The sequence below is a fragment of the Lactiplantibacillus songbeiensis genome, from assembly GCF_005405125.1.
Classification (GTDB): Bacteria; Bacillota; Bacilli; order Lactobacillales; family Lactobacillaceae; genus Lactiplantibacillus; species Lactiplantibacillus songbeiensis.
This window is the reverse complement of record NZ_BJDL01000007.1, coordinates 19,919-33,204: the sequence shown is the minus strand read 5'-3', so window position 1 is coordinate 33,204 and position 13,286 is coordinate 19,919. Positions and strand designations below refer to the sequence as shown.

Annotated in this window: 10 protein-coding genes and 1 other annotated feature; of the genes, 4 read left to right on the top strand and 6 right to left on the bottom strand. The window is 45.7% G+C overall.

Annotated features, from left to right (window positions below; all coding sequences use genetic code 11):
* Nucleotides 1–245: 245 nt before the first annotated feature.
* Complete coding sequence (gene leuS / locus FFM77_RS02290; protein ID WP_137634129.1) at nucleotides 246–2,669, bottom strand: leucine--tRNA ligase; 2,424 nt, start codon at nucleotides 2,667–2,669, stop codon at nucleotides 246–248.
* Between the two features lie 232 nt (nucleotides 2,670–2,901).
* Nucleotides 2,902–3,113, bottom strand: a binding site (T-box leader).
* Between the two features lie 391 nt (nucleotides 3,114–3,504).
* On the opposite strand from leuS, the gene FFM77_RS02285 reads away from it, so the two are divergent.
* Nucleotides 3,505–4,161, top strand: a complete 657-nt coding sequence (locus tag FFM77_RS02285) for a phosphatase PAP2 family protein (RefSeq protein ID WP_137634128.1) — start codon at nucleotides 3,505–3,507, stop codon at nucleotides 4,159–4,161.
* 25 nt (nucleotides 4,162–4,186) lie between these two features.
* A complete protein-coding gene (gene mnmM, locus FFM77_RS02280; RefSeq protein WP_479686903.1) occupies nucleotides 4,187–4,753 on the top strand; it encodes a tRNA 5-(aminomethyl)-2-thiouridylate-methyltransferase MnmM in 567 nt (188 codons plus the stop codon).
* A gap of 147 nt (nucleotides 4,754–4,900) precedes the next feature.
* On the opposite strand, the gene FFM77_RS02275 is transcribed toward mnmM, so the two are convergent.
* Complete coding sequence (locus tag FFM77_RS02275; RefSeq protein WP_137634126.1) at nucleotides 4,901–6,256, bottom strand: FAD-dependent oxidoreductase; 1,356 nt, start codon at nucleotides 6,254–6,256, stop codon at nucleotides 4,901–4,903.
* Nucleotides 6,257–6,434: 178 nt separating this feature from the next.
* Here FFM77_RS02275 and FFM77_RS02270 point away from each other — a divergent pair, with 178 nt between their 5' ends.
* Nucleotides 6,435–7,118: an EAL domain-containing protein gene (locus FFM77_RS02270; RefSeq protein ID WP_137634125.1), complete on the top strand. Its 684-nt coding sequence runs from the start codon at nucleotides 6,435–6,437 to the stop codon at nucleotides 7,116–7,118.
* Nucleotides 7,119–7,276: 158 nt separating this feature from the next.
* On the opposite strand, the gene FFM77_RS02265 is transcribed toward FFM77_RS02270, so the two are convergent.
* The 3 genes from FFM77_RS02265 to metK form a co-directional block, all read right to left on the bottom strand.
* Nucleotides 7,277–7,996, bottom strand: coding sequence for an alpha/beta hydrolase (locus FFM77_RS02265; protein ID WP_137634223.1), 720 nt, complete (start codon nucleotides 7,994–7,996; stop codon nucleotides 7,277–7,279).
* Nucleotides 7,980–9,497: an MDR family MFS transporter gene (locus tag FFM77_RS02260; RefSeq protein WP_137634124.1), complete on the bottom strand. Its 1,518-nt coding sequence runs from the start codon at nucleotides 9,495–9,497 to the stop codon at nucleotides 7,980–7,982. The genes FFM77_RS02265 and FFM77_RS02260 overlap by 17 nt, the downstream gene beginning before the upstream one ends.
* Before the next feature lie 869 nt (nucleotides 9,498–10,366).
* Nucleotides 10,367–11,566 (bottom strand): methionine adenosyltransferase, encoded by a 1,200-nt coding sequence (metK, locus tag FFM77_RS02255; protein ID WP_137634123.1) that lies wholly within the window; start codon nucleotides 11,564–11,566, stop codon nucleotides 10,367–10,369.
* Between the two features lie 517 nt (nucleotides 11,567–12,083).
* Here metK and FFM77_RS02250 point away from each other — a divergent pair.
* The gene (locus FFM77_RS02250) at nucleotides 12,084–12,803 is read left to right on the top strand and encodes a hypothetical protein (protein ID WP_137634122.1); all 720 of its coding nucleotides are present in this window, start codon (nucleotides 12,084–12,086) and stop codon (nucleotides 12,801–12,803) included.
* 302 nt (nucleotides 12,804–13,105) lie between these two features.
* Here FFM77_RS02250 and FFM77_RS13950 read toward each other — a convergent pair whose 3' ends face one another.
* Complete coding sequence (locus FFM77_RS13950; protein WP_171001538.1) at nucleotides 13,106–13,282, bottom strand: hypothetical protein; 177 nt, start codon at nucleotides 13,280–13,282, stop codon at nucleotides 13,106–13,108.
* Nucleotides 13,283–13,286 lie beyond the last annotated feature (4 nt).

Below are 13,286 nucleotides of genomic sequence, written 5' to 3'. Positions count from 1 at the left end.
AACCGGAGCTGAGTAGGTTGTACGCCGTGTCGAGTCACTTTGCGAGTCACTAAGACTGGTGATCTTCCAGTCTTAGTGACTGGGCCAACTTTTTAGACGTGTCTTTCGGCTAAAAAGTGTCCTGAAGACCGCTCCTGAGGCTTCAGGTCCGCCCCACCGCGTACAGCCTGATCAACGGAGGTGTAGCTAAATTCCAAAATAAAAAAGCTGCCATCAAAATTGATGACAACTTTTTTAAACTAGATTTAGTTAGCGACAATGTTCACTAATTTACCAGGAATAGCGATGACTTTGCGAATCGTCTTCCCGTCAGTAAATTCTTTAACTTTTTCGTCGGCCAAGGCTAACTTTTCAAGTTCGTCTTTACCCATGTCTTTAGCGACTTCGGCATGTGACCGAACCTTACCGTTAACTTGTAAGACAATCTGGACCGTACTTTCAACTAACTTAGATTCATCATAAGTTGGCCAAGTCGCGTACGTGATCGTCTTTTCATGGCCTAATAATGACCAGAGTTCTTCAGACAAGTGTGGCGTAATTGGGGCTAATAACTTCACTAAGCCTTCAATATAGACGATTGGTAAATCATCAACCTTGTACGCTTCGTTAACGAAGACCATCATCTGTGAGATGGCAATGTTAAAGCGCATCGCTTCATAATCTTCAGTAACCTTTTTGACGGTTTGGTTATAGACTTTCGTCAACTTACCATCGTTAAAGGTCGTGACCCGATCGCGCACGTGATTATTTTCATCAATAATCAATCGCCAAACCCGTTCGATCCACTTGTTAGCACCATGCAAACCTTCTGTACTCCATGGAATTGAAGCTTCCAAAGGTCCCATGAACATTTCGTATAACCGCAACGTATCGGCGCCATATTGTTCAACGATATCATCAGGGTTGACCACGTTGCCACGTGACTTGGACATCTTTTCATGGTTATCGCCCAAGATCATCCCTTGGTTGACTAACTTCTGGAATGGTTCCTTAAATGGCACGACGCCGAGGTCGTACAAGAACTTGTGCCAGAAACGCGCATACAATAGATGTAAGACCGCGTGTTCCGCACCACCCACGTATAAGTCAACTGGTGACCAGTATTTTAACTTGTCATAGTCGGCTAAAGCATCGGCATTGTGTGGATCAACGTAACGCAAGAAGTACCATGAACTCCCGGCCCATTGTGGCATCGTGTTGGTTTCACGTTTTCCTTTACGGCCATTTTTATCAACGACATTGACCCAGTCATCGATGTTGGCTAATGGGCTTTCACCAGTCCCAGAAGGTTCGAGATTCTTCGTAGCTGGTAAACGGAGTGGTAATTCATCTTCCGGTACCAACGTGGTTTCGCCATCTTCCCAATGGATTACTGGGATTGGTTCGCCCCAATAACGTTGCCGTGAAAAGATCCAATCCCGTAAGCGGAAGTTGACTTTCTTTTCGCCGGCATCATGTTCAACTAACCAATCAATCATTTTGTCAATAGCGGGTTGTTTCGTTAAGCCATCCACTAAGCCGGAATTAATATGTTCACCATCTTCAGTGTAAGCCTGCTTGCTGTAGTCATTTTCACCAGCAATGACAGGTTTAATATCGAGACCAAACTTTTGCGCAAATTCAAAATCACGATCATCGTGAGCGGGAACGCCCATGACTTCCCCAGTCCCGTATGATGCCAAGACGTAATCGGCGATCCAAATTGGTAGTTTTTCGCCATTAATTGGGTTAATCGCGTAGCTCCCGGTGAAGACCCCGGTCTTGTCTTTATTCAAGTCAGTCCGTTCCAGGTCAGACTTGCTGGCAATTTTGGCTTTGTAAGCTTTAACGGCTTCAGCTTGTTCAGGCGTCGTTAACGTATTGACCAAGTCCAATTCTGGCGCTAAGACCATATAGCTAGCACCGTACAAGGTATCTGGACGGGTTGAAAAGACTTCAATCTGTTGATCAGGATGGTTTTCAATGTTGAAACGAATCGAAGCCCCAACTGAACGGCCAATCCAATTACGTTGTTGTTCCTTGATGCTTTCTGGCCAATCAATATCATCCAAATCATCGATTAAACGGTCGGCATAGGCCGTAATCTTAAGACTCCATTGCTTCATTGGGACCCGGTAAACTGGATAGCCACCGCGTTCCGTCTTGCCATCAACCACTTCTTCGTTAGAAACTACAGTCCCACCCATCATATCAGGGGCCCAGTTAACCAACGTTTCAGATTCATACGCTAAACCGCGCTTGTATAATTGTTCAAAGATCCATTGAGTCCATTTGTAATAACTAGGATCAGTCGTATTGACTTCACGATCCCAATCATATGAAAAACCTAATGACCGAATTTGGCGTTTGAAGTTTTTAATATTTTTAGCCGTAAAGTCTTTCGGGTTATGACCCGTCTTTAAAGCATATTGTTCAGCTGGCAAGCCAAAAGCGTCCCACCCCATTGGATGTAAGACGTTGAACCCTTGCATCCGTTTCATCCGCGACATAATATCCGTGGCGGTGTACCCTTCTGGATGTCCAACGTGTAACCCTTGACCGGATGGATAAGGGAACATATCCAATGCATAGTATTTGGGTTTATCAGTTGTATCTTGTGCCTTGAAAGTCTTGTTAACCTTCCAATAATGTTGCCACTTACGTTCAATGACTTTATGGTTGTATGCCATAATTGTGCCCCTTTCTTGTGCCTGCTATGTAACTAGCATTGCGGTTGATGACTTTGGATTTAGTGAGTCTGGTTGAAGTATTTTGGGTAAAACGTGCTCCGGTGGCCTGGAACTTCCGGTTGCTACGCTAATCACTCAATGCAAAAAGCGCATTCAGTGATTGGCTAGGCAATCCTCAATCCCACCCGGCCACCTTCGCACGCTACAAAAAAATCCTATAAGCAAAAAGCGCTTATAGGACGAAACGAGGTTCCGCGGTACCACCTATGATTCCACGACTAGCGTGGCCTCTTGAGTTTTCTTAACGCGAAACCACGTCCGTACCTACAATTGCTTCAGCCGGAAGACTCGAAGGTGAGTTCGCCACCACTGCATCCCCGTTTGCAACGACCACGGAGTTTCTGAAAAGCAGCAGCGACTACTAGTCCTTGTCAGAGTCGCAAAGTTATTGACTACCATACTAGCAAACCCCGTGCTGATTTTCAAGCACTATTGTAGAAATGATTAGGAATTTGATGATTAGTTTCATGACACTTAGCGCTAGTTGAAAATAATTAATCATTAATTTATTAATGTCCATTAACTAACGCCGGGCGGTCCAGAATTGGCTCAGTGGTGTCGTTTATCTTGGTCGGTGGTTTTCCGACTTAGATAAAGCCCGGCTTTCGAGACTGCGTTTTGGCTCGAAAACGTGGCCACCACGTTCCAGCCGATTCTGGACCAACCAGAGTGGCAATTTAAACCAACTATCACCAAACGTGTTTTATTATTATTTCGTTAACGCTAAAATAATACAATGCTATAATGATTAGAGATAATTAACGGAGGTGGGGCAATGGCCAGTAAAAGATGGCGGGCCCAAGATACCCTGATGAGTGGGTTATTACTGTTATGGTTTGGCTGGACCATTGCAGTGGCACAATCAGCGACAATAATTAGACAATTTGATCAAGCAATTGCCATCCCGCTACATCACAGTCCCCAGTGGTTCCAGCAAGCCATGGTGAGCTATACCCAACTAGGCAATCCACATATGATTACGATCATTACCACCATTATTGGGATGACATTATTACTTATGCGACAACCCCGCGCCACTTTATTTTTCTGGATCAATGTTTGGGTCTTAGGTGGCTATGGCAATTATTTCATTAAGCAAATCATCCAACGACCACGTCCAACTGCTTGGCGGCTCGTCCAAATCGGCGGCTACAGCTATCCCAGTGGACATTCAACGACTACCACACTTTTAATCGGCAGCCTACTCGTGATTGCCTGGGATTTACTTAAACAAACGCCGCTTAAAAGAAGCCTGCTTGGGCTTGGTACTTTGATGGTGTTACTCATGATGATCAGTCGAATTATTGTTGGCGTGCATTATCCCAGTGATACTTTTGGTGGTCTCATGCTCGGCAGTTGTTTATTGTATCTCAGTACCCGCCTAACTGCCGGCCATCGAACTGGCCCTATTCGACTTAAGTCCCGGTCATAATCAGCTTGTAAGGAAGTGAAACCTCATCCAACTTAGTTCAGCTTTAACTTATAGTCATACGTTAATCAATCAAGTCGTCGATCCCGGTGATGTCGTAGTAGATGCAACAGTTGGTAACGGCCACGATACTGTTTACCTAGCCAAATTAGTCGGCCCCCAAGGCCATGTCTACGGCTTTGATATCCAAAAAGCAGCAATCGATCATACCGCCGCGGCCTTAGAAAATGCGCACTTGCAACCATCAGTGACCTTGACTCACGCTGGTCATGAAAATTTGGCCACCGTGTTACCAGCTGACCAACCCATCAAATGCGCCATTTTCAACCTCGGTTATTTACCTGGTGGTGACAAAACCATTATTACCCATGCTGCCACGACCTTAACGGCAGTGACTGCCTTGGAAAGCCGTTTAGCAACAAATGGCCTCATCATTTTAATGGTCTACGCCGGACATCCGGGTGGCCAGGCCGAGGCCCAAGCCCTTCACGACCACGTGACACAACTTGACCAGCAGACTTTTCAAGTCTTACAGTATGGCTTTATTAACCAAATCCATCAACCACCCTATTTAATTGCCATTCAAAAACGTTAATATACGCTTGGTGCTAGTTGGTTTCTAAAATACTCAGTCGTGTCGTTGGCCTTAGCGTTCCAGCGTTTTAAGAACCAACCGGCAGGCGGCAATTTCAACTAGTATGTATAAAATAAGCGTCTCAGAAATTTCTGAGACGCTTATTTTTCAAGTCCGTAAATACCCTTGTTCTTGATCAACAGCCAGCTGACCCGCTAAGTTCAAATAATTATATAAATCATTGAAGTTCGGCGAAAATAGCGTATCCAGAAAGGCTAACTGATCAACCGTCCCGCCATTTTGGATCAACGCTGATACCGTATTCGCCGCTTGAGAGACATCGTGCCCACTCATTAGTTGTGCGCCCAAAATCTTACGGTTATTACGATCATAGATCAAATGCACCGTGACCATCGGCGTGGCTGGCATAAATTCAGGACGATAGGCCCCTTGATAGACCACTTGAGCTGCGTTAAGATTAGCCGCTTTAGCCGCCGCTAACGTCAGACCGGTGGCGACCACCGTTTGGTCAAAGACTTGCATCCCAGTCGTCTTCTGAGTACCAATTGTCCGTAACCGCCGATCAAAGACATTAATCCCGGCTAAAGCCCCTTGGCGAATCGCATGCGAAACTAACGGCGCATACGTTAACTGATGCGCGGGATTATCGTGGCTGACCGCTGCATCGCCGGCCGCAAAAATATCCGGGTCAGACGTCTGCATGTAATCATCCGTAATGATAGCCCCGTTAGCCGCCATCTTCACTTGGCCTTCCAACAAATCCGTCTGTGGCAACATGCCGGTGCTAATCGCCGCCATATCCACTTGATAATCGCCACTGTTTGTCTTGACTAACAAGTCACCAGAATCCGTATTTTCAAAAGCAGTAACTTCTGTCCCAAGCACAACTTTAACGCCATGTGTCCTCAAAACGGCCGCCACTGCATCGCTAATCGCCGGTTCAACATAAGCGTTCAATAAACTCTTGGGCCGTTGAATCAGCGTCACTTGATGGCCGGAATTGACATACCCTTCAGCCAGTTCAATGCCAACGTAACCACCGCCTAATACGGCAACCCGATCAAAGCTTTCCGCATTTTGGCACAAATCATGCGCTTGGTCAAAAGTCTTACACAACATGACTTTTGGATTCTCAATCCCAGTAATCGCTGGAATCGCCGTAATAGAACCGGTCGCCATAATTAAGCGATCATAGTGATCAGTCGTCAAGTGCTTATTAACTAGATTTTGCACTAACAAGCGGTGAGCGGCCGCGTCAACCTGAACAACATCATGCTTGAGCTGCATCCGCACCCCTTGTTTCGTAAACTCTTCGGGTTCTGCATAGACAGCGTCGGACAACCGTTGCACGGTACCTTCAATATGTAAGTACGTGGCACAGGATAGATAAGCAATATTAGCCTGCCGTTCATACACGGTAATCTCCGCTTTCGGATACACTTTCAAAATTTGTTTGACGGCCGCAATACCGGCATGGGTACACCCAATGATAACGACTTTCATCAAATCATCCTTCCTCATTCGAAGCCCAATTCATCGGCTAGATGACACCACAACCGCTCGTGTCGCCGATATTTTAACCATTCTTAGCCAAATTTAGGCTTTCTTTTATTCATTCACAATTAATTATAGTATACTTTAATTGTAATTGACATAATAGTCCGCTAGGGAGGCCCCTCATTTGAAACCAATTTATCGCTATTTTGTCCAACCACAAATCAATACAGCGACCAAGACTATTTTTGGCTATGAACTATTGATGAAACAACTCACCCGCGATGGCTGGCGACTGCCAGAATCATTTGCCGCCATTGATCCGCAAGTCATTGCTGACCTCTTAATCGCCACCACGAAAGTCCTATCGGTTAAAGTACGCTACTGTTCAGTGAATGTCAGTCGTGAACAATTAATGACCACACCGATTGCGCACGCCTTGATCAAAAGTCAGGAACAACTTTATCCGACGAAACTCGTCATCGAATTGACCGAAGAAGATGGTCCTAAAAAATATCCGGTTGATGACTTAATTCCACAATTAAAGCGCTTTCTCAAATATGGAATGCAACTCTCACTTGACGATGTTGGCACCGGTGACAACTATTTCACTGAGATTCAGGATCTACTGCCGTTTGTTTCCGAAATCAAATTTGCGTTACAAAATTTTAATCAGCAGTTTAAAGATCCGAATATCCAGCAAAAGATCCATTTTTGGCATGCCATCAGTATTGAATATGGCATTCGCCTCGTTTTGGAAGGCATTGAAGATCACGCCGACAATCAGCTCAGTAAAAAACTGGGCATTAAATTCAAACAGGGCTATTATTTCAGTCGGCCACAACTTCTAAGTCTGCCAGAAGACTATTAAGGGTGCTGATTGATTAAGTTTGGCTGCTATCACCGCTCCGGTTGGACTGGACTGTTAAGACGTACTGGTCAACGGAGCCAACATCATTAGCCGCCACTTAAAAGCTGTACACAAAAAAACGCGCCTACTTCAGTTAGTAAGCCCGTTTTTTTGACCCATTATTTAGTTAATTTAGTCAGCCATTGCGTTAACAACTGGCTCACTTGTGCCTGTTGCTGAGCATTGGCCAATGTGGCCGCGTGGTCCCCCTTTTGTGGTCCATAACTGCCAAAGCCCGCATGGTTACCACCAATTATTTTGGCAAACGTGGTGTGTGCTGGCAGATACACTTTACTCTGCCGATAATGCGACCAATTCAACACCCCATCACGACTTGCGGTAATTGACAGCACTGGTAACGTTGTGTGATCAAGTCGACCTTTTTTGTCCGGATAACTGGCAAGGTAAAAGCTGCCTTTCAGGCCCCGCGGATGCTTTGCCGCATAGCGACTCGCCATCACGCCACCTAAAGAATGGCCGCCAATCACATAATTGTGACGTACTTTGGCTGGCACTTGGTCTGCTCGATTACCAGCTAATACCGCTAAATCCAATGGAAAATGCATCAAATAGACACTGTGACCTTGTTGCGCCACCTGCTTGGCCCAGATACTATAACTGGCTGGATCAACAAGTGCCCCGGGGTAGAAAACAATGGCCGTTTTCGACGGTCTACCTTTAAAGACCGTATAGTTAGCCGTAACCGTCGCTGTTGTTGCTGCCGTTTGCGCAGCGCGACTAGGCTCATAGGTTTTGGCTTTGATGACCCCGTAACCGACAGCTAAAACAATCAGTAGTCCTATTAGGCTAGTCCATAAAACCTTAGTCCGTCGCGTCATCATGTTCATCTCGATGTAGCTGTTCAGCATGCTGGGCCGCTGTCAATTGTGGGCCACGATCCAGACTGTTCACCAAAACAGCCAAGAGAATCAAGCCCAACCCAATTAAGTAGACCCAATGAAGGCCGGTATATAAAATGCCGCGCAAAGTTGGCAATAATTTAGCCGGTAATTCCGTTGCTGTCTGTGGATTGATCAACTTGTTCATCATCGCCATATTCGTCCCCGGATGGCCTTGAATCCCTTGATTCATCCCAACGTTTAACGCAATCCCAAAGACTGAAATCATCAACGTTTGCCCAATCGTCCGACTCAACGTATTAAACGATGTCGCGACCCCAACTGTTTTGGGTGACACTAAATGTTGTGACGTTACGGTCGTCGCGGTAATCACGATCCCGAAACCAACCCCACCAACGGCAGTAATCAAGAAGAACCAAGCAAATGCCGTTGAAACGGGAATCACGGCTAAGCATATCCCGGTCACCGCAATAAAGGCTAAGCTCAAATAGATAATGCGTCGAGGCGCCCATTTGGCCAGCAAACGACCCGTCACGAATGACCCGATAATCCACATCAAGGAACTCGGCGTCACCGCGAAACCAGCTAAGGAAGCCGGCACACCTAAAATACCTTGCGTCCAAGTTGGGATATACACTTCTACCCCCATCAAGAACCCACTGATTAAAGCTGCGACAGCATTTTGAATCACAAAAGTATGATTTTTAAATAACTTGAGTGAAATAACCGGTTCAGGGGTCCGACTTTCACGCCGGATAAAGAGCCATAAACTCAATGCACTGATGATCCACGCCCCGATAACCGCTGGCCAGCTAATTGTCGTATTTCCCAATAATTGGAAACTGAGCATTAAGCATAGTAAAAATAGCATTAACCAAAAGCTACCTAGATAATCAACTTTAACGTCATTATGCCGTTTTGGTTCACGCAGATAAACTTGAAATAAGATCAAGGTAATTAAGCCCACGGGAACGTTAATGAAGAAAATCCAGTGCCAGCTTAATTTATCCACGATCAAGCCCCCGATTAACGGTGCCAATACGGAGGCAATCCCCCAGGCAGAACTGTTAAATCCAAGAACTTTTGCCCGCCGTTCAAACGAATAAATATCCGCAATAATCGTCATTGAGACCGGCATCAACGCCCCAGCCCCAATCCCTTGAATCGCCCGCCAAAAAATCAGCGTCGGCATCGAATCAGATAGCCCACTCATCATGGACCCGATAATAAAAATCAGTAATCCCGCTTGCATGACGGGTTTACGGCCGACTAAATCAGTCAGCTTGCCATAAATTGGCGTCATCATGGCGTTGGTCAATAAATAAATCGAAAAGACCCAGTTCATTAAAGCGACCCCGTGCAAGTCGCCGACAATCGTTGGCAACGCGGTCGAGACAATTGTCCCTTCAATCGCACTCATGAACGTGGCCACGTAAATGGCAATGGTGACTGCCATCACGTTGGTTTTACGCTGTTGCATGTATTTCTCCTTCTCTTTTTTAAATCTAGTTAGTATAAATTTGCCGCTGCGGTTGGGCTGGATTGATGCTGGAACGTGGTGGCCGCGTTTGTGAGCCACAGTTCGGTCTCACAAGCCGGGCTTTGACTAAGACCGGGAAAATTCACCCGATCTAAGTCAAACGACACCACTGAGCATCAATCCAGCCCGCCCTGCGCTAATTAAGTGCTTTTTTGTGATTATAGTTTAAGACAAATTCATTTTTAGCCGAGTAGTACCGTTGAAATATGGTCCAATTATCAATAGCCTTAGCTAGGTTGACCTATTCAAATCAATAATCAACACGCACAATCTTTAATCTTAACAAACATACTGGTCATGCCCTTAGTACTAGTTAGAATTACCGCCGACTACTCGGCTAAGAGACTTGCTGAACAGCAATCGTTCATTCATAGATACCTGTTCATTAACGTCGGGCGGGCCAGAATTGGCTCAGTGGTGTCGTTTATCTTAGTCGTGGGTTTCGACTTAGATAAAGCCCGGCTTTCGAGACCGCCCTTCGGCTCGAAAACGTGGCCACCACGTTCCAGCCGATTCTGGACCAACCAGAGTGGCAACCTGATCCAACTAGCACCAAGCGTGATAAGTTACTATCTAACCACGCTATTGCTAATTTGCCGAAACGTGTCCAGGCCAACTGAAGGCTGCGCTTGCTACGCTAAGGTGGCCACTCGGAAAGTTCACCGAGTCACCACCTTAGCTAGGCAATGCTCACCTTCAACCCGTTGGCCTGAACGCTCTGACCATAATAAAAAAGCAACCCCAAAAAGAGGTCGCTTTTAGCGTCGAGTACCTACAGACCGTCACGATCTGTTGGAATCGTCACCGTTTTATTTATTAAGTTCTTCAAATTCAGCTTTTAAGGCGTCAACTTTATCAGTATGTTCCCAAGGCAAATCAATGTCAGTCCGACCGAAATGACCATAAGCCGCCGTTTGACGGTAAATTGGCCGTTGTAAGTCTAACATTTGAATAATCCCAGCTGGACGTAAATCAAAGTTTTTGCGAATAGCTTCAATTAAAGCATCATCGCTAACTTTACCAGTGCCGGCCGTATCAACGGCAATCGAAACGGGTTGTGCAACCCCAATGGCATAAGCTAATTGAACTTCGATTTGGTCAGCTAAACCAGCTGCGACAATGTTTTTCGCAATGTAACGCGCGGCATAACTTGCGGAACGGTCAACCTTCGTGGCATCCTTACCGGAGAACGCGCCACCACCATGATGAGCGAAGCCACCGTAAGTATCCACGATAATCTTCCGACCAGTCAAACCAGCATCCCCTTGTGGCCCACCAATCACAAAACGACCGGTTGGATTCACGAGATACTTCGTTTGGTCATCTAACAAGTTAGCAGGAATCACGGCCTTGATAACTTGGTCGATCACCGTTTGGCGAATCGTGGCCAAGTCAACATCGGGATCATGTTGTGTTGACACAACGACCGTATCAACTCGTTTAGGTTGACCAGCATCATCATATTCAACGGTCACTTGAGATTTAGCATCGGGCCGTAACCATTTGACGGTGCCAGCCTTGCGGAGTGCCGCAATCTTGCGCATCAAACGGTGGCTCAATGAGATTGGTAATGGCATGTATTCAGGCGTTTCGTTAATGGCATAGCCAAACATCATCCCTTGATCACCGGCCCCGATTTGATCGAGCGGATCGCCGTTACCTTCACGCGTTTCTAAGGAATCATCGACCCCTTGCGCGATGTCTGGTGACTGTTCGTCTAAAGCAACTAAGACGGCACAGTTGTCACCATCAAACCCGTATTGGCCATCCGTATAACCGATTGATTTAATCGTATTACGAACAACCTTTTGAATATCAACATAAGCGGTCGTCGAAACTTCACCGAAAACTAATACTAGACCAGTCGTAACGGATGTTTCCACGGCAACCCGTGCTTTTGGATCTTGCGCCAACATGGCGTCTAAGATGGAATCACTGATTTGATCCGCGATCTTGTCGGGATGGCCTTCAGATACTGATTCCGATGTAAATAGGTGTCTCTCACTCATTTTATAATTCCCCCTTTGGTATTTCGGTTACAAGGCATCTAAGAGTGGGCTGGCCAACGGGTTGCTGGCGCGCATAGCCTAGCTTAGCAATTGTTGCGGGTTTGGCAACGGTTGTTAAGCGTAGCTAGGCACAGCCCGCAGTTGGTCAGACCACGTTTCGGCCACTCAGCCCAAACGCTCTCTTATCCTTTCGGGAACGGCTCATAACTGTACCACTCTACCACAATTTAGTAAATTATTAAAGATTCTTTCCAAATGATTGACGGACAGGCGCCCTATGGTACGATTAAAATATTAAACAACTTTTGATGCTAGTTAAATGGTTGTCTGCCAGTTAGTCTTTATGAGGAAACTGTCAAAAAATTTATTAACGCTTGGTACACGTGCTGTTCTCGGACTTAGGTCAAGACCAGTTTTCAACTTCAAAATGGCCATGGCGTTTCAACATTTTAAATCCAACCGGTAGGCGGCAATTTCAATGAGCATCAATCGTATTAACCAGAAAGAGCTGTGACCAATGATTCGAATCGGAAAACTTAAACTCAACCGTGATTATGTCCAACTAGGCATTTTCACGATCATCCAAAGTATTATTTGTTGGTGGGCCGCATTAGATTACGGCCAATCGTTCCAAACGGCACAATTTTCAAGTTCGCAGTTACCACTAATCGGCTACACCTTAGCAATTGCCGCCACCGTCTTTATTATTTTAGATCGGCGAATTCGCGCCCAGTGGAGCCTAATTGCGATTGGCATTTCAATTGCATTAGCGTTTACCAATATCATCGCCCGTGAATCAGAACTGTTATATTTACTCTTAACGTGCAGTGTCTGGTTGTTCGTGATGGCGATTCCACGTTTTGGCATGCAAAATTATTTTGGACTCGTGGTCTTCGGGATCGTGATGACCTTTACCATTCCGGTCGCTGTTTTCTATTTACAGAATAACTACCTATCAACGACCTTTCTATGGAAGCTAACCCCCTTAGCTGCGAGTTATATCTTCTTATATGTCCCCACGTTCAGTAAGCAGCGACAAATTAATCAACTCGTCTCGGCCTTAAGCGGTGTCTTGCTAGTCGTTACGATTTTCTTACAGCCAATGACGTGGCAAACCATCGTTGCCATCATTTTGACCGTTGCGGTTTGGTTTATGCAACAGTCATTCGGACGTACTCGCTTGCATTTGATGATCAACGCGTTATTGCAATTGATTTTTATGTTTTTACTCTATTAATCATACTTGGTGTAAATTGAAATTGCCGCCTGCCGGTTGGGTTCTAAAAAGGGTATTTTAAATAAATAATCAGTTATTTAACGTCGGGCGGACCGGAATTGGCTCAGTGGTGTCATTTATCTTGGTCGGTGGTTTTCCGACTTAGATAAAGCCCGGCTTGGAAGACGTTCTTTGGCTTCCAAACGCGGCCACCACGTTCCAGCCAATTCTGGCCCAACCAGAGTGGCAATTTAAACCAACTTGCAACAAGCATGATATCAGACACACAAAAACACCAACCCATTTAGCTGAGTTGGTGTTTTTTAATCGACCACAGTTGCCATTCTAATCATGAACACAATCCAAGCAATATCGATCACGGTTAATAGAACTGCTAAGGTCGCCCAAAATATGCGCCAGCCACGTCGATACCAGTAAAAATGCACCAACCACCAACTCATCAAGGTTACGATGACGACCAATAAGCCAATTGGAATCATCACG

Bases quoted from the DNA above. Each gene is read 5' to 3' on its own strand.
- leuS (WP_137634129.1), bottom strand. From the start codon at position 2,669: ATGGCATACAACCATAAAGTCATTGAACGTAAGTGGCAACATTATTGG.
- FFM77_RS02285 (WP_137634128.1), top strand. From the start codon at position 3,505: ATGGCCAGTAAAAGATGGCGGGCCCAAGATACCCTGATGAGTGGGTTA.
- FFM77_RS02275 (WP_137634126.1), bottom strand. From the start codon at position 6,256: ATGAAAGTCGTTATCATTGGGTGTACCCATGCCGGTATTGCGGCCGTC.
- FFM77_RS02265 (WP_137634223.1), bottom strand. From the start codon at position 7,996: ATGACGCGACGGACTAAGGTTTTATGGACTAGCCTAATAGGACTACTG.
- FFM77_RS02260 (WP_137634124.1), bottom strand. From the start codon at position 9,497: ATGCAACAGCGTAAAACCAACGTGATGGCAGTCACCATTGCCATTTAC.
- metK (WP_137634123.1), bottom strand. From the start codon at position 11,566: ATGAGTGAGAGACACCTATTTACATCGGAATCAGTATCTGAAGGCCAT.
- FFM77_RS02250 (WP_137634122.1), top strand. From the start codon at position 12,084: ATGATTCGAATCGGAAAACTTAAACTCAACCGTGATTATGTCCAACTA.
- FFM77_RS13950 (WP_171001538.1), bottom strand. From the start codon at position 13,282: ATGATTCCAATTGGCTTATTGGTCGTCATCGTAACCTTGATGAGTTGG.